Source organism: Methylotenera sp., from assembly GCF_029946165.1.
Classification (GTDB): domain Bacteria; phylum Pseudomonadota; class Gammaproteobacteria; order Burkholderiales; family Methylophilaceae; genus Methylotenera.
Genome location: NZ_JAQSDZ010000011.1, coordinates 132,305 through 151,236, shown reverse-complemented (window position 1 = coordinate 151,236; position 18,932 = coordinate 132,305). Strand labels below are relative to the sequence as shown.

The window sequence follows — 18,932 nt, the reverse complement described above, 5'->3', positions numbered from 1 at the left end:
CATGAGTACAATTTTGGTAATTGCAGAGCATCGTCGTAATGAGTTGCGCCCTGTCACCTTTGAGCTCATTTCCGCGGCACAAGGTTTGAAAAAATCGGCAGATGACAAAGTCTTGGTTGCGGTAATTGGCAGTCAGGCTGAAACGTTTACTACTGCATTGTCTGTGAGTGGTGTAGATGAAATATTAACTATTGCAGCTCCAGTTTCAGAATTTGATCCTGATGTTTATGAAGCGGCAGTTTCTGCTTTAATTGAGGCTAAAAATCCTAGTGTTGCCTTGCTGCCTCACTCAGTCGACTCACTTGGCTATGCGGCTACATTAGCGAGTAAAGCAGGATATGGATTCGCTACCGATGTGTTCATCGTCGAATATCAAGGCAGTGATTTAGTCGCAACACGTGGTGGCTATAATCAAAAAGTGAATGTAGAAGTGGATTTTCCAGGTAAGAGTGTTGTTGTCATGACTATTCGCGCCAGTGTGTTTAAGCCATTAGAAGGTTCAGGTAGCCCAACTGTAAGTAACTTTGATTTGCCTGCGGTTCAATCGCGCAGCCAAAACAAAGACTTTGTTGAGCAGGGTGGTGGTAATGATATTGATATCACCACCGTTGATTTTATTATGTCTATCGGTCGCGGTATTGGTGAAGAAACTAATGTTGAACAGTTTAGAGAGTTAGCGGAAACTGCTGGCGCTACTTTATGTTGTTCACGCCCAATTGCTGATGCAGGATGGTTACCGAAATCAAGGCAAGTTGGACAGTCTGGTAAAGTAGTTGGCTCATGTAAACTTTATGTGGCATTAGGCATTTCTGGTTCGATTCAGCATATGGCTGGTATGAAACATGTACCTACTATTGTTGCAGTTAATACTGACCCGAGCGCTTCAATCTTTACCATTGCTAAGTACGGTATCGTGGCAGATATTTTTGATTTTGAAGAAGAACTGAACAGCCAACTGGCTGCTTAGTAACAAAAAAGTTACAAGTATTAAACTCTCTAAATGGCGTGAGGCTAAGACCTAGTCTTCACGCCATTTCATTAAACTTCTCAAAATCTATCCCTCAATATTCAGTACCTCTTAAGTAGTACACCTTCAAGAGAATTTTCTCTGATTTTCTATTCCGATAATGTGTAATCAATCTCTTAACAATTTCATTTTATTAGGTAAGGAAAATAATGCGAAATTCTATTCTTAACGATAGACACGCGACGCTTGGATCCAGTTTAGATGGCGACAAATGGAACGACATGGTCATTCCTTGGAGCTATAACACAGATCCCAATGATGAAACGATTGCAGTTCGTAGTCGTGCAGCTTTATTCGATGTTTCTGCACTTAACTTAGTCGATGTCACTGGTGCTGATGCTGAGGCGATATTAAATGCCATGGTCGCCAAAGATATTACCAAACTTAAAATCAACACTGGCATTATCGCGGTGGAAATGAATGAAGCTGGCGATTTGTGTGACGATATTATGATTATTCGTCTAGGTGCCAATGAATTTAAAATCTCCCATGGAAGTGGTAAAACACCAGAAAACTTAAGTAAATTATCTGTAGGAAAAAACATTAAAGTTCAAAAAGATGATGATACGCACGTATTGTCATTGCAAGGTCCAAAATCGCTTGAAATTCTTACGCCGCATGTTGGCATTATATTGTCCGAGTTACCCTATTTTAGTTTTATTAAAACTACCTTATTTGGCATTGATGTGATGATTGGCCGTGGTGGATATGCAGCAGAACGCGGCTATGAAATATATAGTGCAGCAAAAGATACGGTCGCCATTTGGGACAAAATCCTTGAGCTAGGAAAAGCTTTTGGCATCATGCCAGCCTCTTGGAATTGTCTGGAGTTAACTAGAGTAGAAGCTGCTTTGCAGTTCTTTCCGTTTGAAATGCCAGAGGGTGACACAACCCCTTGGGAAGCTGGTCTAGGTTGGGCAATTGATCTTGATAAAGCAGCTGAATATACAGGTAAAGCGGCTGCATTAAAGTCCAAAGGTAAGGAGCGCGTTAAACAAGGCGGTATTGTTTGCCAAAGTGCAACGGCTGTGGAAGCTGGCGCTAAAATCATGAAAAATGGTATTGAAGTTGGTGTTGTTACTAGTAGCAGTTACAGCCAATACTTAATGCAGTCCATCGCGATGATGCATATCAAGCCTGAATACTCAGCCATTGGTTCTGAGGTTGAAATAGTCGGCAAAAATTCTAGTTGCAAAGCAAGAGTGGCTCAAACGCCATTTTACGATCCAATGCGCTTGCGTACATATCCAGAAAGAGTGAAAGGTTAATCATGGAACGTGGATATTGGATTAGAAGCAAGCCTGTTTACACTTCATTATTGTGGCATGAAAAAGCCACTTCGCATTTGGTAGTAGCGCAAGGTCAGGGTGGCATGGCGGTGTTGAAATTGTTTCAGTTAATGCATCCCAAGCAAGCAATCACTGTGTTGTATATGCCCCATGCTGAGGCAGATTATTCTAAAACACTTGTAAAAGTAGTGCCTGAGGGTTTGCAACTCTTAGAAACTGAGCAAGAGGTTTTAACTAAGTTGGATAGCGTCTTGCAGGGCATGTGTATGGGTATGCGGCTTTATATTGCTGGCTCTGAAGACTTTATATGGTCAGTAGCAAAAGTGGCAAATAAGTTCGGCATTGAAGATGTTGGCATGATGAAAGAGCTGACAGGCACATTGGCAAGACCTATTTATTGTGTTCATTGCAAAGCTACCACGCATGCCGTTACAACCAATATTGTGAAGTGTAGAGGCTGCGGCCGTATGCTTTTTGTACGAGATCACTTTTCACGCCAGTTAGGCGCCTACATGGGCTTGATGATAGATGCTGAGTCACCAGGTGAATTACCAGATATAGAGGAAATATATCCATGAGTATGATTGATATTAAAGTTGCTGCCGTTGAGCAAGTTACGCCACTAGTTAAACACTTCACTTTTGTTAAACAGGACGGTTCGCCTTTCCCGGCATTTTCAGGTGGAAGCCATGTGGTAGTCTCCATGAATGTGGGGGGGAGGGTACATCGCAATCCATATTCACTCATGGGTTCACCTGTAGATACTGAGGCTTATCATATCTCGGTTCGTAAACAAGAGCAGTCTAGAGGCGGCTCTGTGTTTATGCACGAGAGTGTTGAGGTTGGCACCTCGCTGCAAATTACTTATCCAGTTAACCTTTTCTCTCTTGCAAAAAAAGCACATAAACATATCTTAATTGCAGGTGGGATTGGCATCACGCCATTTATGTCGCAATTGGTTGATTTAAATCGGTTGAATTCAAATTTCGAGTTGCATTATGCATTTAGATCACCAGAACATGGTGCATTTGCAGCGCAATTAAAGGCAATTTGCAATGATAAGTTGCATTGTTATGCCGATAGCAAAAATGAGCGAATAGACCTGATTGATTTACTCAGCAAACAACCATTAGGTATCCATGTATATGTTTGCGGGCCAAATCCTATGGTCGTGGCAGTCATTGAAGCTGCCAGAAATTTGGGTTGGCCAGAGAATCATATTCATAGCGAGCAATTTCTCTCACCAGGTATTGGTGAGCCATTCAAAATTCAACTGGCAAAATCTAACATAGAAGTGCATGTGCCTGCCGAAATGAGCATGCTTGAAGCTATCGAAGCCGCTGGTGTGGATGCTGACTACTTATGTAGAGGCGGTGTTTGTGGCCGTTGTGAAGTTAATGTACTTGAATCAGATGGTGCGCTTTTACATCACGATCATTTCTTAACTGACGCCGAAAAAGCCTCTGGTAAAAAGATTATGCCTTGCGTTTCTCGCGCTAGATGTGACCGATTGGTTTTAGATCTATAACGCCAAAGATTGACTAGAGATTGATTGGCTTAAGTGTTTAAAACCACTTGATATTGAAAATATAAAATTAAGGTGAACAAAATGGCATTAGCATTTAAACAAGAAACATTTCGCAATGACTATAAATATAGTAACTCTCCCAGTGCAATTAAACGCTTTCCGTTTCCCTTTGCAGAAGATCAGTATATGTATTCGGTCAACATTGAACCACATGTTAAAGGCAAGCAAGGTACTGTTTGCGAATTTCCGTTTGATGTAGATGAACACTATGTAGCAGAGTGTTTAGATAAGCAGATTACTTTAGACTTGGATCGCGGTAGATACGCAGTTTTACCGCACATGATGGATGCGCAATGGGATTTTGTTGAGCTGACGATGGAGGCGCTATCAAATGATTACCCTGAGCATTTTTCGTTAAAAAAAGATGGCTTGAATTGGACATGGGAAAACAAACCATTAAACATTAAGCAAAGTTTTGTATTTGGTGATGCTTCAACTATGCCAATGGATCCATTTGAATTTATGAGCCGACAAGTGCAAGGTGATTTTGTTTTACTTGACCAACGCGATGAAACTTTATATGCAGATGGCGGCTTTGTCACGAGTCAGGCAGACTGGTCTTTAGCATTTAACGTGGGAATGTCATGGAGAGAATGGCACGCACCAGTGCCCCGCGCAACTGAATTAGGCGTGATGGATAGAGCGCTTAAATATTTACTCAACCTACAATTAGGTAGCCCAGTGCGTAGACTTAATTGGACAATGACAGTAAATCCACGCTTGGACACTTCGCCTGAAAACTACCCACTATGGGGCACCGAGCGGAATACAGTCAATCCAGAAAATGTTGCTGATAAAGTGCATCTTCGGGTGGAATTACAATCTTTATTCAGATTGCCACGCAGCAATGCCATTGTTTTCAGCATTCGTTGTTACTTGATGAGTTTAAAAGAGCTTTCCAGCTATCCAAGATGGGCAAAACGCTTACATCGCGTTCAAAAAACCATGCATCCAGATTTGATTGAATATAAAGGAATGACTAAATTCCACCCAATGATGGTTGAGTGGCTTTCTAAGTTTGATGACGGTTCGGCTATGGATGTAGGAACTCAACCGGAGTAATGTTTTCGCTAGATTACTTTTAATCTAGTTCACTTTTAATTAAGTAGCGATTTCACTTTAAATTGTTGCTCTGGAATTTCGGTAATAAAACCTTCCAGAGCTAATAGTTCGCCTGTACTAGAGAAGATGCCTCGACCATACTCTTGTACGACTTTGGTTTCACCTTTACGGGTGACAATGCGGTAAATGAGTTTAAATTTTTCACTTAGTCCGAGTTGCTGATTTACTGATTCCCATACTTCAGCCCTATCATCTGGGTGAATGATTAAGTTGAAATTAAGATTATTGCCATTAAGAAAATCTTGTGGGTCATAACCAGTAAGGTCGATACAACCGTCGCTGACATATTCAAATGTCCAAAAACGGTCGTTTCGACCACGATAGACTAAAGCTGGAATATGACTTAATAAAGAGTTAGATGCTCGACGACTCGCTAATATGCTTGCTTCAGCCTCTTTATTGTTTTGGATGTTGGTCATGGTGCCTATTACGCTAGTTCTTTCGCCAGCGGAGGAGGAGGTGGCTTTTGCGCGTATGACAATCCAATTTGGATAGCCGTGAACTGAGAGAAGTCGCGCTTCTAGTGTGCAGTTAGACCTTTTTCCTTGTGTTAAGGAATTTAGTCTAGCCTCTAGCATAGGTCTGTCTTCAGGATGGAAAAACTCCAAGAGTGACTTATTTAGACAGTCATGAACTTTGAGTTCGAGTAAATTTTCCCATGCGGGGTTAAGGAAAATTATTTTACCTTCCGCACTAATTTGAAAAACGATTTCCTCTAATCTGTCGATAATAAGGTGGTAGTTAAACTGAGATTCAAAATCGTTTGTTAATGGGCTGGTTGCGGAAATTGGTGTGAATTGAAAGAGAGTAAGGCTATTTTGACCATCTTCGCGCATACGAGTAAGGCTGGCATTTGAAGGTAAAGTGGTACCGTCGGCGCAAATTAATCGAATTTTTGTTGGGTCATTATTAGTTTTACCTGTTGTAGCCTCAGCATTGAGGTTAGCAAAGCTTTGATGATCTGTAGGATGTATCAAGTTAGTAAAGGGCATGCCGATAATTTGATCCGCCATATCGGCCATGCCTAGCATTTGGAGAAATGGTGTGTTGATGAATTTTACGACATAGCCATCCAGCATGGCAGCAGGTGAAGATAGGGTGCTTGAAACCTCTCGACCCCACGCTGCTTCTTGATTCAGATTTTGATTGATACGTAATTTCTTTGAGGTGAATAAGGGCTGAATAATAATAACAAGTGCAGCAGAAAATATAGCAACGGCAGTTGAAATTAACATGACAACATGTAGTAAGAAAGGCCCTTGAATGTTGTACCATGAACCAAGTATCACAAAGAAAATAATACCAATGATTAGCGTAGAAAAAATAAATATACTCATTACGTTATGCCCAATTTTGAAGCTGTAATATGACAGTATTAGAGTATAAAAAGAACCAGAGTAAATATGCAAAATATTTTGAATATTCTTAGATTAATACGCAAATCTTTAATCAAACATAAGCTTTATGCGAATTTACATGCATTAGTTGTTTCTATGGTCTTGGCGGTTTTATTGATGCAAGCGGGATCGTTGTTTTTGTTTGACTATATTCCAGATCATCTTTCCGTTATTCATCGCGCATATCAGGATCAATCCACTTGGAAATTAGGCGTAAGCCAACTCGAAAGCAACTTTAATCAAAAGGAAGAAATCTTTAATCGATTAAATGAAAGTCAAAGTGAGTTTGAAGATGTTTTATATTCATGGGCTAAAAATCAAAAAGATACAAAGTTAGATGTTGCATACAAAAAACTATTATCTGCGCGAAAAGATTTTGCAAATACAAGAGTACATGGAGATGAAAAAGAAATATTGATTGATAAAGGGCAGGGCGTTATTAAGGCTTATGACGACTTTGTTGCTGCTGCGGAAAAAGATATTGTTATCAAGCAATCTTTAGTTTCATTACTTCAACTTGTATGCTTAATACTCGTGTTTTGCATAAGCGCCTGCATTATGTTGATGTCATGGAATATTCTGGTCAATCGACTCGGTAAAATAATTGCTTCTGTGCCCAATGGTTTAATTTTAAGTGAAGGTAATAAGCAGTTTGATGATGAATTTGAGTTACTTGAAAGGCTGACTGCTGAAATGGCTGCCCGCCTTGAGGGTATTCAGGTTGAAACTAAGTGGATCAATAAAACCAGCACTGAAAAAATGCGGAAAATGATTCTTTCACAGGATTTCTTGTTAAAGCTAACTAAATTGATTGGAAACTCAGGACTAAGCGAACTTACCATTAAAAAGACGCTTTATTCACTTGAGCGTACTTTAGGTGTGAGTAATGCAGCATTGGTTTTTAGTGAAAAAGGATCGAGAATCTCGGCACAACGCGCGCTGTTCTCTAGCTATTGGCCACTGACCTTTGATGAGAGCATGTTTGATGAAAGTAATAATCAAATTTTGGTCAATCACGAAACTAAGTTAATTAAAGGTGAGTGTGTGCAATGCATTACGATTCCTCTGCCAAGCCCTAATGGTTGGTTGGGCATATTATTATTAGAAACGGAAGCTAATCATTATTTTGAAGATACAGAATTACAACTATTTGAAGTGACCGCTCAAATGTTGGCTTTGTCTATGGGTTTCCAAGCCAAAGAACAGGAAAGTCGGCGTGTGGCATTATTAGAAGAACGCGCAGTGATTGCTAGAGAGCTGCATGACTCACTCGCGCAATCACTGTCGTATATGAAGTTTCAAATTGCACGATTGCAGACTAATTTTGGTACGCAACTGATAGAGTCTGGTGCAGATGCTATCGTCAATGACATGCGTGAAGGTTTAGATAATGCCTATCGGGAATTACGCGAGTTACTGACTACATTTAGAGTGCAGATGGACGTACGCGGGCTTGATCATGTGTTGGAAGAGGCTATAGAAGAATTTTCCCAACGATCGAGCTTGAATATTACGCTTGATAATCGTTTGCAAGAATGTCGATTGAGCGTTAATGAGGAGTTTCATTTACTGCATGTCGTACGGGAAGCGTTATCAAACATCGTGCGTCACTCGGGTGCAGAAAAAGTTACCATTGCGCTTGTCTTACAGTCTTCAGGAGACGTGATAGTGACGATTGATGATGATGGCAATGGCGTAGCGTTTGACAAGACTAAGCCGCATCACTACGGCTTGGCGATTATGACGGAGCGTGCGCATTGCCTAGGCGGAAAAATTGACATACTCCCCAGACGCCTAGGTGGAACGCGGGTCAGACTATTATTTCATCCCAAATAGCTATAAACAGTGAAGATTAGTATTAATTTAGGCGTAAAAATATGAAGTTAACCAAAAAGAAATTAAACAAAGTGAGCATCAATAAAATGAACATCAATAAGTGGAGTGCATTATGACCAAACCTACCTCTGTCATTATTATCGATGACCATGCTTTATTCCGCAGGGGTGTTAGCCAAATGATTTCAGCTGATGCATCGTTCGTAGTAATTGGTGAGGCCGCCTCTGGTGCCGAAGGGTTGTTGCTAGTAGAGCAGTTGAAGCCAGACTTAGTGCTGATTGATTTAAATATGAAAGGCATGAATGGTATCGAAACCCTTTCACATATTAAAGAAGCAAAGCTAGAATCAAAATGTATTGTGTTAACCGTATCAGATGCTGAAGCCGATTTACTTGAGGCTTTGCGTGCTGGTGCTGATGGCTACTTATTAAAAGACATGGAGCCAGAAGATCTTTGTGATAATTTAAAAAAAGCAATGTCCGGCGTGACGGTTTTGCATGAGAGCTTAACGGAGATTCTTAAAAATGCACTAATCAGCCCATCTTTAAGCAGAAGTGAGGAAGAAGTTTCCTTAACAGAACGTGAAAGGGAAATACTAGAGTGTTTGGCAAATGGCTTAAATAATAAGACCATCGCAAGGTCTTTAGGTATCAGTGACACTACCGTAAAAGTGCACATCAAACATCTGTTGAGTAAGTTAAAGTTAACCAGTCGGCTTGAAGCAGCCGTTTGGGCGCATAGAAAAAAATAGGTTCATTCAGCAAGACTTAATTAATTGAAAAAGCTTAATCATCAACACGAAATTTGTGAGGCGAGAAAACGCTACAACCACGCCATTGTGCGTCGAGATGTGGATGCTATTTGTACCTTCTTTAGCTCAGACTACTTTGTGATGACGGGGCGTGGTATTCAATCACAAGGAATAGCAGAGCAACATCGGCGCTGGTCAGAATCCTTTAGCTCTGATCCCATAGTTTGTTATAGAAGACGTACTACAAGATTAAGTGTTAGTAAGAAATTTGCATGCGCTGAAGAACTTGGACGCTGGGCAGGTAAGTATTCTCAAGATCAAGAGATTATTTTGGTGGCTGGAGTTTACTCAGCAAAATGGCAAATGCTAAATAGTGGAAAATGGTTAATTCAAACGGAAGTTTTCACAACCTTAAAATCGTTTACCATTAAGACTTAACGATTTAATCACATATTTTCAATTGCACTTAACGGCAGTCGCTGAAGTTAATCAAGCAATTGAGAGTTCTCGGGCTTGCCAATCAAGGTTTTCTCATGCCATAGTGATAAATACACACACAGATAGGTTGTAAGTAATGTTAGCAATTATTGGCGGTACAGGTTTAACTCAGTTAGATAATTTAGAAATCACAAGACGTTTGATTGTAAGAACACCCTATGGCGAGCCTTCCCAGCCGCTCATATTTGGTGAAATTGAAGGTCGCGAAGTATTGTTTTTAGCGCGTCATGGTAATGGCCATACCATTCCGCCACATCAGGTCAATTATCGTGCAAACATTTCTGCCTTACATTTACAAGGTGTCACTGAAATTGCTGCGGTTGCCACGGTAGGCGGCATTCATAAGGACTTAGCGCCCGGTGTCATTGCAATGCCTCATCAAATTATTGATTACACGCATGGTCGGAAAAGCACCTATTTTGATGGAATTGATTTGCCAGTGAAGCATATTGATTTTACTGAACCATATTGCCCAGATTTACGTGCGAAATGGGAGCAAGCAGCTAAGGCGATAGGTGAGCCTTTAGTCACAACAGGTGTATATGCAACTATGCAAGGCCCAAGGTTAGAAACTGCTGCTGAAATCAATCGACTTGAGCGTGACGGCGCCACGATGGTGGGTATGACTGGCATGCCAGAGGCTGCCCTCGCTCGAGAGTTAGGCATCAGTTACGCGGCTATTTGCCCTGTGGCCAACCACGCAGCAGGGCGTGGAGATAGCCTTCACGGTATTCAATACGAAGAATTAGTCGAGAATTTAAATCAAACTATGGTGCGAGTGCGTAACATTATTGCGCAGCTAGTTAAACAAAACGGGTTTAAGCACTAAGCAAAAGGACGGTTAAACAATATGGCAGTTAAACCAGTGTTACGCATGGGTGAGCCATGCTTGCTACTTAAAGCAGCTCTAGTTGAAGAATTTGATACGCCTGAGCTACATAATTTGATTCAAGATTTAGAAGATACCATGGAGGCAATGAGCGGTGCAGGTATTGCCGCACCGCAACTAGGCGAAAGTTTACGTGTGGTTATCTTTGGCCAAAAAACTTCTGATGAAAGTAAAAACCCTCGTTACCCAGACGCTGACACAGTGCCATACACCGTACTCATTAACCCAGTGATTACACCTATTGGGGATGATGTGGAAGATGGTTGGGAAGGGTGTTTGTCAGTACCTGGCATGCGAGGCATAGTGCCACGTTATCTACGTTTACATTATGCAGGCTTTGATCAATATGGAAATCCAATTGATAGATTGGTGAGTGGGTTTCATGCGCGTGTAGTGCAACACGAATGTGACCATTTGGATGGCGTACTATATCCAATGCGCATTAAAAACCTAAAAGATTTTGGCTACACGGAAGTATTTTTCCCCGGACAAAATATTATTGACGATTGAGGCTTCCATATTATAAATTCTTTGCTATAATCCTGCTTTCGCTGAAATTGACGCGGAAATGAAGGAAGAGTGGCAGAGCGGTTTAATGCTACAGTCTTGAAAACTGTCGTGGGTGCGAGCCCACCGTGAGTTCGAATCTCACCTCTTCCGCCAGAACGCTAGTGATTACGCTCCTTACGGGGCGTTTTTTATTTCTGTATACCATTTTGCATACCATTTTTGACGCGGTAAGAGTTCTTAATCTTAATACTTGCACTAACCTCTAAAACGATAGCGACGCCTCAAAGCAGCAATCAGCAAATACTAACAAAGCCATTTCTCGGCGTGTAGTACATCTATTTAAGAGTTCGGTATACCTATCCCACCAAAGTGAAGTTTGCGCCTCATTACGCTTGTTATTCAACGCCGTATGCGCCGCACGTATGGCTTCTATTTCGACTTCATTCATTGTTCTGCGACGAGTTTTTATATATTGATCTAGGTCTGCGCTAGGTAAGTCTATCAGTGCGTTAGTGATTTTATCGTTTAAGTCTAAGTTAGCCATGGTTCTACTCCTAATAGTTAGTTTATAGTTAACCGTTCAGCGGGTTTTAATGTGCTGCATCGGTCTATATGGTGCTTATTCAGCACCTATAACCTTAAACGCTAACCATAAATATGTCAATAAAAACAAAGGTTTACATGTAAACACATGTAATACACTTACCAGTTATTTTCTGATTAGGACTTCAAATTTATGTTTGATGCCGCAGGGGTAGGGGGGGGGTGGGACAAGCATAACTCTAGGGGGTGGGGTGCCCACGGGTGCCGTAAATCGTGAGGGCTATTTTAACCATGTGTAAAGATGTTTACATATTAGGTAATTAAACAATATGAGGTTTTGCATAGCCAAATTCTTGGTATATCCAAAAATAAGCGTTTTTTGGAACAATTCCTTCCGTCAGATAGATTCCTAGCAAATCCCCGAAATAGTCAGTCTGAAAAACTTGCCTCCATTTATTATCAAGTTTTATAAATCTATTACCCAGTACATCTTCATATATGGCACGTTTGGACGGAGCAAAAGGTTGTAATCCCCACAAATATGGACAACATATTTTTTCTTCAACATTAAGTTTTTTTAAGATATCTAGCAGATCATTTAAACTCGCGTCGGGGGATTTTTTTAGTAACTTTTTAGCTATCTCGTAATTTTCACTATTTGTGAAGAACTCATATACCAATGTCGTAGATAGCATTTTCAGGGGTAATGTCGGAAAAATTGCTTTCGAAAGCGGAAAGCTTAGTTTTATTTTCTCTGAGGCATTAGGCATTTTAATAATTCTTTAAAAATAAACTGAGTTTTTGACTTCTTGATTTTTTTTAATAGGCTTTTTTATATCGTAAATAATACTATCAGACGTAAGCTTGTTTACATGCCCTAATTTATAGGGGCTATTAAATACAGACTTAGACATTTTGCACTCACGTTAATATGGTTTTAGGAGTTGCTTTTGTAGGTGTTACTTTAGCAAATCATTCAGTATCTTAGTTAGCGGCATTCTAAATATAACATTTTTTATATCTTTAAAATCAAGATCGCTCTCTACTTAAATAAACTCCCAAATATTTAATTTATGCAGCCATAGTTTGTTCCCACAGGTCTAGGGCGGGTGGACTTTGTAGTGCGCGTTCTAAATAAGTGTCGCTAGGTATCTGGTCGTGTAGTTCAATATATAGAAAATTAAGGTTAGTCAGCTGATCGAAATACATGCGTCTAGCTTTTGCTAAATGGCTTCTCACGAGAACAGATGCGTTTGCATCAAGTGTCTTGTTGTGGTTTTCAACAATAACAGTATAAACTCCATCGGCAGTATCAACCCGTTTGCGCCAAGCTGTTTCGTATTCAGTCACTAAATCATGGCAACCAGCAATTTTTGCCATTGCGTGTAAAGCAGGCAGAATTCGCCAACCAATTATATGTGAAAATACACTCAACTCCATAGCAGAGCTGGTTCGCCACGATGCAGACGGAGCAGTGCCACGCGCTTTAGCCCCCGCTTTATCAAGCATGCGATGTGAGCCAGATAGATGCATAGATTCAGTAGCCCACATGTTTCCTATTGTGTCATGTTCGAGGAAGTATTTAACCCCGCACTCTGGCATAAGCCGACCCTCGCGTGCAATTGTTTCTCGACGCTTTGCTAGCATCTCTTCTAAGACGGTTGAAGGTAAATGTTCTTCCTGCGCTTTAGTCAGGTTTTTTGCTAAGTTTGATATGTTCATTTTTTAGTGTTCCTTTTTGTAGTAAGTTCGAATGTGTGGTCAAGATTTATAGATTTTGGGCAGCCAGCGTGAGGTAACACCGTTTTTATGTTCTAACCATCCCGCATGAACTAAGGCAGCTGCCGCTAACTCTCTAGACACACCCAGCATTGCAGCTAAACGACCTAATTGGATTGGGTGCCAGCGTTCGGGTATTGATCTATTTGCATGGTACTTAGTAATGATTTCAGCAAGGGCGACGACTTTTTCAGACACGATAGGCGCTTGGGTAGTTTTAAGATCTTGCATGGCTTCAGTGTTGAGGGTCTGCAAATAATTTACTAAATTTTGGTCGATAATCACGAAACAGCTCCTAAAAAGTAATCAGTGTGAGTGATGGTGTGCATTGCGTGTGTATGTTCAAAGCCAATGCTGGCGGGGGTTCCAGTACAAATATAGAAAATGCACGGGCTTCGAGGCGTTAGCGCCAACTGCCGATGCTGGCGATGTATAAAGGCAATAAGACGTACTTATATATACCTTCTTGAAAAGTAATGAGTAATGCATATATATCGCCAGAACCCCCGTGGTTATTGGCTTTGAGCATACAAGGAGCTCCGTGCATTGCCGCGCATATGTGAGTGTTAATCCCATGAGATTGAACCCCCCAAGCGCTTTTCAAATGCAACCCTTGCGTCTGGTAGCGGCGGGAATGTAAAGCCCCTTTTCCGTGAATGCCCGCTCCCTTGCTGGGTAGGTGTTACCTTTGGGCATATTAATTTTAGTTTATCTACAAATTCTTGAATGCTGGGGGTCTTGCCCCTAACGTTTTGCAGCTTATGAAAATCTAAATAGTCACCATGTAGTGAGGCCGTTGAGGCAAAGTTTTCCCAGTCGTTTGTAAATTTTGTTTGCGCCCCCATCGACAACCTATCAAACCACCACCTAGAAAAATCATCTAGCGACGCAATTTTTTGTTTTAGTAACTCCCCAGTATTAGGTTTATTTCTAACTTGAAATTGTGAGATGTCAGTATTAAGTAGGGCGTGGGCAAATGCCTCTAGTCCACCATTATCAATCTGCTTGTCCAGCCGATCCCAATAATCCCAGTCGCCCTTATGTGCGCTTGATACATGTAATGCAACTTTACGGCGGTCGTCAAACTCGACATACGCAGCGTGCTCATTATTTGATGCATATATTATTCGGTGATAGCTTTCGATCTGCCTTGAGGCTTGAAATTTTGGGTTAACATGTAGTCTATGTTCAGTTTCAATAGCCTTTAGCACGTTAGCAGCCTTACGGTCGTTATTAACAACGGCTTCGTCCACAAATAGATTAAATGAACTTTCTAGAGACTGATTAAAATCGCCCGTGATCGCCGCCGCGGTTTGTAGGTGTAAAAAATGGTCGGCAAACAACCCACCAAATAGCTTAACCGCGAAAGTTCCTTTACCGATACCTTGGCCGCCGATCAATATGAGTGAAATACCTGGCTTTTCCGCTGGGCGTTGAACCATGTGCGCTAGCCAATTCCATATGTATATAAATATTTCTTTTGATTCACTACAAATAACTTCTAATATAAATTTATCAATGAGCCCATATTCGCCCTGTTTAGGTGTAACGGATAGACCATGCCAGAGATTCAAGCATCTAGCTGTAGTAACATTAGGGTTAAGCTCTATGCCTTCATATGTAGTCGTGTCTGGCGAAAGCAGCCACTCGTTAAACGCTTTATTAGCATCCGCAGACGTGTTTGTGGCTTTTATTAGCCTTTTTATTAAGAGCCCTCCGTCGTCCCTGCTGTAGACACTAAGCGGGTTAATTGTGCTAGCTTTTGCGGCTTGTAAATTGTCAATAATGCCGACCTTAGAACCAAGTCTAATCAAAGAGTACCGATCAGCTACCACAGTCTTAGTAGTTTCGCTTTTGGGCTTCCAGCCGTTATCACGAGCTTTTTTAAACACTGACCTGTGCCCAGCTACAAGCTCGCCATTAGCTACTCTGTTTCTTGTGCCTTTTATATAGTTTGCCCAGTCCGTATTATTACCAGACTGATTAGCTCCCTCAGGTTTACTAGCTATTTCATCTAAAACTTTGCGTGCTTCGATCTCTGGCCAGTGTTGTACTACATTCAATTCGGCACAAGCAGCGCCAAAATCATAAAACGATTCCCCGTCGGGTAGGCCATTAGGGTACACAGCCCAAGCAGCATCTAGAAAATTTTCAGCGTTTTGCTGTGTGAACGGGTAGGGTTCTCGTTTGAAAACGCCTAGATCATTTTCATGGTCGATGACCTTTTTCTCGTTCGAGCTCGGCACTCTTTTTAAAACTGTATCGACCTCGACCGCCTTACCTTCGAGAGAAAAATTAATAGCATTGCCTACTGGGGTGAATACAGGCTGTTCGCCTCTATAAACTGTACCGTCAAATTTCGCCGCATCTGTACCAAAAAAAAGTTCGATATCAGCCTGAATGCCGCCGTTAACCAACATACATTCATCTCTCGTAGCATTTCGGTCTAAAGATAGAATTACCCGTGCGCGTGGGGCTAGTGGTGTGCTGCTAGAGGTGTAATACCCGAACCCACGGTAGCGCCCAAGGTAATCAAAAATGGTATCTGCCATTTCGGAACTACAAAAACCATCGAAGTCGAAAGATATATAGTTACGAGGCTGAACCGACGATGCACGTCGCCAGTTATTTTCACCCTTGTATTTGTCTTGATCAGGGTGCAGCCCAATAGCAAGTGGAGCGCAGATAAATTTTTCACCCTTGGCGTTTGACACAGTAGAAAGCACCTTACTTTCGAATGCATCGAAGTTTTTTGCGTTGAGCTGTATCGGTGCGATATCGTAAATGTTTTTACCAAGCGAAAATCTAACCTCAGTATTATTAGGCTGCTTTTCGGTTATATCCGATTTTGTTAAAGTTTGTATATCATCCATGGCTATCCCTTAGTGCTGCCAAGCAGCGCATTTTTTTATAATTAGTAAGGTGTACACGAATCGCTATGCAGCAAACTTATCAGCAAGCCAAGCATCAATGTCATGCTCGAACCAAACGCTGACGCGCTCTGATAAATGAGTAGGCTTAGGAAATTTTCCTTGACTGATAAGGCGGTATATGTGCGTTTTGCTAAGTCCTGTTTTTTCAGCTACTTTAACGCAGCGTAAAGCGCGTAGCGGGGCGGGTATTATGGTTTGCATGGTTTGGCTCCTTGTAAGTGCCTCCATTTAAAACTATATTGCCCCATCTAAACAGGACACAATTAAAAGGACTATTTGACCGCTTTATATCTTATATGGTGCTATGATTTCTTCTAAATCTGCGGTAGATAAGTTTTTGACTGTATTTTCGCCTTTCTCCCAATGCCTTCGAATGGATCTATCATCATCATTTTGGATATCGTTAAATTCGAACTTTGCTTCACGTTTTGCATTTTTAAGAGCACTAACCGCATCCAGTCCGTTAGCTTCATAATTCCGCTTAGTTAGTTCAATCCAAGCGCTCACTATATCGTCGCTAGTAAATCCATAGCCTTTGGGCTTGTGCGGCGGGTGGACTAATCCAAGTGGGTGACCAAATATATCTTGAGGCTTAGTGCCCCCAAAAATTATATAAAACGCGTCGCGTAAAACCTTCAGTGAGCCTTCGTCTGGAGTTTTATTATCGTCTACAGCTTGTACTAAATTTATAGCTGCTCTCATTTGTGGTGTATCAACATTAAGTGGTTTTGGTAAGCTTCTTCTATGAGCCATTACGCCACCCCTTGCAGATGCATTACATTACTGCCATCTTTAAGCTGTTCTAACTCGCAGTAGTCAGCCCATGCTTGCATTAGTTTAGTTCGTTTCAGGAATAAATCCCCGCGTCTGTATGCCAGTTCTGCATCGCTACCAATAGTGTGGGCTAGAGCCATTTCACACACGCTGCTATCAAAGTTAGTGCGCTCAGAAGCCCAATCACGGAATGTAGATCTAAACCCATGGACGGTTAAATCATCACGCTTCATGCGTTTTAATAGCTCTAGCATTGCCATATTACTTAAAGGCTTGTCGATCTTTCTGCCTGAGAATATATAGTCTGAATTGCGGGTTTTTGCTTGTGACTTAAGTATTTCAAGCGCTCTAGTTGATAGGGGTATGGCATGCTCTTTACGCATTTTCATGCGCTCTGCGGGTATCGTCCACGTTGCACTTTTAAGATCAATTTCAGACCACTTAGCGCCAATTACTTCGCCCGTCCTAGTAGCTGTAAGTATGCATAACTCTAAGGCCAGCGCTGCATGGCCTATCTGACTGCGTAAGCTAGCTATAAAAGGGTTAATCTCGTCAATGGATAGCGCTGCATGATGCTTTACCTTTTGCACTTTTGAGCGATTAGGTAAAAGGTTGTCTAAATGGCCTCGCCATCTCGCAGGATTTTCGCCTGTGCGATACTGGCTTGTTGTAGCCCAGTCCAAAACTGATTCAATGCGTCCACGTAAACGGCTTGCGGTTTCTGTTTTAGTTAGCCATATAGGGGTTAGTGCTTTCATTACTAGAGGGGTGTCAATTTTATCTATCGGCAGGTTACCAAAATGAGGATAAGCGTAATCTCTAAGCGTGTTGCTCCATTGGCTAATGTGCTTTGCGTTTTTCCATTCGGGTGACATTGACACTATATATTGGATTGCCGCTTGCTCAAAAGTAGTACGTTTGGCTTTTGCAGTGCGAATTTCGTCTCTGCTTTCTTGTCTAGCTAGCATCGGGTCTACAGGATCGCTGGGGTGTTTTACTTGCGCTCTAAAATCGGCAGCTATTTGCCTTGCATTTGCAAGACTTAAGGAATTAAGAGAACCTAGACCCATATTCTTTCGCGTGCCGTCTGGCGCTGTGTATCTAAATACCCATGTTCGGCTAGCGCCCCTGGCAAGTAAATACAGATTGCCGCCATCAGCATGCCAGCCCTCACCTAGCTTTTTAAGAGATACTGCTGCTAGCTTTCCTGCTTCGTGATTACGCTTTGCCATGATGCCTTCACCCTGTGTATACCATAATGTATACCATTTTATAGGGGATTGTATGAGTTGTCTAGTAGAACCATAAAGACACGAAACAGTTTCAAGTACCTGTATATATGTACTATTTTTTAGTTAATTGTGTCTTTATGGGTCTGTATGATTTATATGAAAGGGGGACACCTCTTCCGCCAGAATATTTTAAAACGCTCCTGATGGGGCGTTTTTAATTTGTACTTGCCATTCGCTGTCAAATAGAGTTAATCATGCTCAACAAAACTAAACCCCTAGTAAGTGGCAATTAAATTTCTATTAGTTTTGACGATAATTGTGATGATTGTTATAATCATTCAATAGTGTCGTTACAGATGCATTTTTGTTGCAATTTTCTTGGCGTTGAATAATAGTTTTTCGCCAAATTTTTTAATGCCGCTTAATGCGGCATTTGTATTTCAATCAAACCATTTTAAATAGGAATAAATCATGACTCAAATTATCATTGACCATAACCCATCTGAAGCTAAATTAAAAGAACTAGGCGTGTCTAGCTGGTCTATTTGGGATTGCGCACCATCTAAATTTCCATTGAACTTCGATTCTGCAACTGAAAGCGCTTACTTGCTTGAAGGTGAAATCCACGTTACTCCAGTGGGCGGCGAAACTGTTGTAGTTAAAGCAGGTGACTTTGTAGTATTTCCAAAAGGTTTGAAATCAAACTGGGAAGTGACTAAACAATTGAAAAAACACTATAAACACTCATAATTTTATATTTGAGC

Annotated in this window: 21 protein-coding genes and 1 tRNA gene; 12 read left to right on the top strand and 10 right to left on the bottom strand. The window is 41.2% G+C overall.

Translation table 11 applies throughout. From position 1 onward, the window contains the following. The first annotated feature begins 1 nt into the window (after nt 1). The 5 genes from PSV17_RS08265 to PSV17_RS08245 all read left to right on the top strand — a co-directional run bounded on the left by PSV17_RS08265 (nt 2) and on the right by PSV17_RS08245 (nt 4,966). On the top strand, nt 2-967 hold the full coding sequence (locus PSV17_RS08265) for an electron transfer flavoprotein subunit alpha/FixB family protein (RefSeq protein ID WP_300481446.1): 966 nt from the start codon (nt 2-4) through the stop codon (nt 965-967). 206 nt (nt 968-1,173) lie between these two features. Further along, complete coding sequence (locus PSV17_RS08260; RefSeq protein ID WP_300481542.1) at nt 1,174-2,295, top strand: aminomethyltransferase family protein; 1,122 nt, start codon at nt 1,174-1,176, stop codon at nt 2,293-2,295. Between the two features lie 2 nt (nt 2,296-2,297). Next, nucleotides 2,298-2,894 carry a dimethylamine monooxygenase subunit DmmA family protein gene (locus PSV17_RS08255; protein WP_300481444.1) on the top strand — a complete coding sequence of 199 codons (597 nt, stop codon included), beginning with the start codon at nt 2,298-2,300 and terminating at the stop codon, nt 2,892-2,894. After that, on the top strand, nt 2,891-3,844 hold the full coding sequence (locus tag PSV17_RS08250) for a PDR/VanB family oxidoreductase (RefSeq protein WP_300481441.1): 954 nt from the start codon (nt 2,891-2,893) through the stop codon (nt 3,842-3,844). The genes PSV17_RS08255 and PSV17_RS08250 overlap by 4 nt, the downstream gene beginning before the upstream one ends. 81 nt (nt 3,845-3,925) lie before the next feature. Next, entirely contained in the window at nt 3,926-4,966 is a 1,041-nt protein-coding gene (locus PSV17_RS08245) for a DUF3445 domain-containing protein (RefSeq protein WP_300481439.1), read from the top strand. Between the two features lie 35 nt (nt 4,967-5,001). On the opposite strand, the gene PSV17_RS08240 is transcribed toward PSV17_RS08245, so the two are convergent. Further along, nucleotides 5,002-6,363 carry a PAS domain-containing protein gene (locus PSV17_RS08240; protein WP_300481437.1) on the bottom strand — a complete coding sequence of 454 codons (1,362 nt, stop codon included), beginning with the start codon at nt 6,361-6,363 and terminating at the stop codon, nt 5,002-5,004. 66 nt (nt 6,364-6,429) lie between these two features. On the opposite strand from PSV17_RS08240, the gene PSV17_RS08235 reads away from it, so the two are divergent. The 6 genes from PSV17_RS08235 (at nt 6,430) to PSV17_RS08210 (ending at nt 11,060) form a co-directional block, all read left to right on the top strand. Continuing rightward, a complete protein-coding gene (locus PSV17_RS08235; RefSeq protein WP_300481436.1) occupies nt 6,430-8,259 on the top strand; it encodes a histidine kinase in 1,830 nt (609 codons plus the stop codon). A 112-nt stretch (nt 8,260-8,371) separates the two neighbouring features. Next, nucleotides 8,372-9,010: a two-component system response regulator NarL gene (narL, locus tag PSV17_RS08230; protein ID WP_300481435.1), complete on the top strand. Its 639-nt coding sequence runs from the start codon at nt 8,372-8,374 to the stop codon at nt 9,008-9,010. Nucleotides 9,011-9,034: 24 nt separating this feature from the next. Beyond that, a complete protein-coding gene (locus tag PSV17_RS08225; RefSeq protein ID WP_300481433.1) occupies nt 9,035-9,448 on the top strand; it encodes a nuclear transport factor 2 family protein in 414 nt (137 codons plus the stop codon). A 136-nt stretch (nt 9,449-9,584) separates the two neighbouring features. Then, nucleotides 9,585-10,337 carry an S-methyl-5'-thioinosine phosphorylase gene (locus tag PSV17_RS08220; protein ID WP_300481431.1) on the top strand — a complete coding sequence of 251 codons (753 nt, stop codon included), beginning with the start codon at nt 9,585-9,587 and terminating at the stop codon, nt 10,335-10,337. 21 nt (nt 10,338-10,358) lie between these two features. After that, the gene (locus PSV17_RS08215; RefSeq protein WP_300481428.1) at nt 10,359-10,907 is read left to right on the top strand and encodes a peptide deformylase; all 549 of its coding nucleotides are present in this window, start codon (nt 10,359-10,361) and stop codon (nt 10,905-10,907) included. A gap of 63 nt (nt 10,908-10,970) precedes the next feature. Next, nucleotides 10,971-11,060, top strand: a tRNA-Ser gene (locus PSV17_RS08210). A gap of 109 nt (nt 11,061-11,169) precedes the next feature. Here the strand turns inward: PSV17_RS08210 and PSV17_RS08205 are convergent. The 9 genes from PSV17_RS08205 to PSV17_RS08165 all read right to left on the bottom strand — a co-directional run bounded on the left by PSV17_RS08205 (nt 11,170) and on the right by PSV17_RS08165 (nt 18,168). Next, the gene (locus tag PSV17_RS08205) at nt 11,170-11,451 is read right to left on the bottom strand and encodes a hypothetical protein (protein WP_300481426.1); all 282 of its coding nucleotides are present in this window, start codon (nt 11,449-11,451) and stop codon (nt 11,170-11,172) included. A gap of 319 nt (nt 11,452-11,770) precedes the next feature. Next, on the bottom strand, nt 11,771-12,220 hold the full coding sequence (locus tag PSV17_RS08200; RefSeq protein ID WP_300481424.1) for a hypothetical protein: 450 nt from the start codon (nt 12,218-12,220) through the stop codon (nt 11,771-11,773). A gap of 301 nt (nt 12,221-12,521) precedes the next feature. Next, complete coding sequence (locus PSV17_RS08195) at nt 12,522-13,172, bottom strand: hypothetical protein (RefSeq protein WP_300481422.1); 651 nt, start codon at nt 13,170-13,172, stop codon at nt 12,522-12,524. Between the two features lie 39 nt (nt 13,173-13,211). After that, the gene (locus PSV17_RS08190) at nt 13,212-13,514 is read right to left on the bottom strand and encodes a hypothetical protein (RefSeq protein WP_300481420.1); all 303 of its coding nucleotides are present in this window, start codon (nt 13,512-13,514) and stop codon (nt 13,212-13,214) included. Between the two features lie 118 nt (nt 13,515-13,632). After that, nucleotides 13,633-13,758, bottom strand: a complete 126-nt coding sequence (locus PSV17_RS08185; protein WP_300481417.1) for a hypothetical protein — start codon at nt 13,756-13,758, stop codon at nt 13,633-13,635. A gap of 37 nt (nt 13,759-13,795) precedes the next feature. Further along, the gene (locus tag PSV17_RS08180; RefSeq protein WP_300481414.1) at nt 13,796-16,102 is read right to left on the bottom strand and encodes a primase-helicase family protein; all 2,307 of its coding nucleotides are present in this window, start codon (nt 16,100-16,102) and stop codon (nt 13,796-13,798) included. 63 nt (nt 16,103-16,165) lie between these two features. Further along, nucleotides 16,166-16,363 carry an AlpA family phage regulatory protein gene (locus PSV17_RS08175; protein WP_300481413.1) on the bottom strand — a complete coding sequence of 66 codons (198 nt, stop codon included), beginning with the start codon at nt 16,361-16,363 and terminating at the stop codon, nt 16,166-16,168. An 84-nt stretch (nt 16,364-16,447) separates the two neighbouring features. Continuing rightward, nucleotides 16,448-16,915, bottom strand: coding sequence for a hypothetical protein (locus tag PSV17_RS08170; protein ID WP_300481412.1), 468 nt, complete (start codon nt 16,913-16,915; stop codon nt 16,448-16,450). Continuing rightward, complete coding sequence (locus PSV17_RS08165) at nt 16,915-18,168, bottom strand: site-specific integrase (RefSeq protein WP_300481410.1); 1,254 nt, start codon at nt 18,166-18,168, stop codon at nt 16,915-16,917. The genes PSV17_RS08170 and PSV17_RS08165 overlap by 1 nt, the downstream gene beginning before the upstream one ends. Before the next feature lie 471 nt (nt 18,169-18,639). Here PSV17_RS08165 and PSV17_RS08160 point away from each other — a divergent pair, with 471 nt between their 5' ends. Beyond that, nucleotides 18,640-18,918, top strand: coding sequence for a cupin domain-containing protein (locus tag PSV17_RS08160; protein WP_300387802.1), 279 nt, complete (start codon nt 18,640-18,642; stop codon nt 18,916-18,918). The last annotated feature ends 14 nt before the right edge of the window (nt 18,919-18,932 follow it).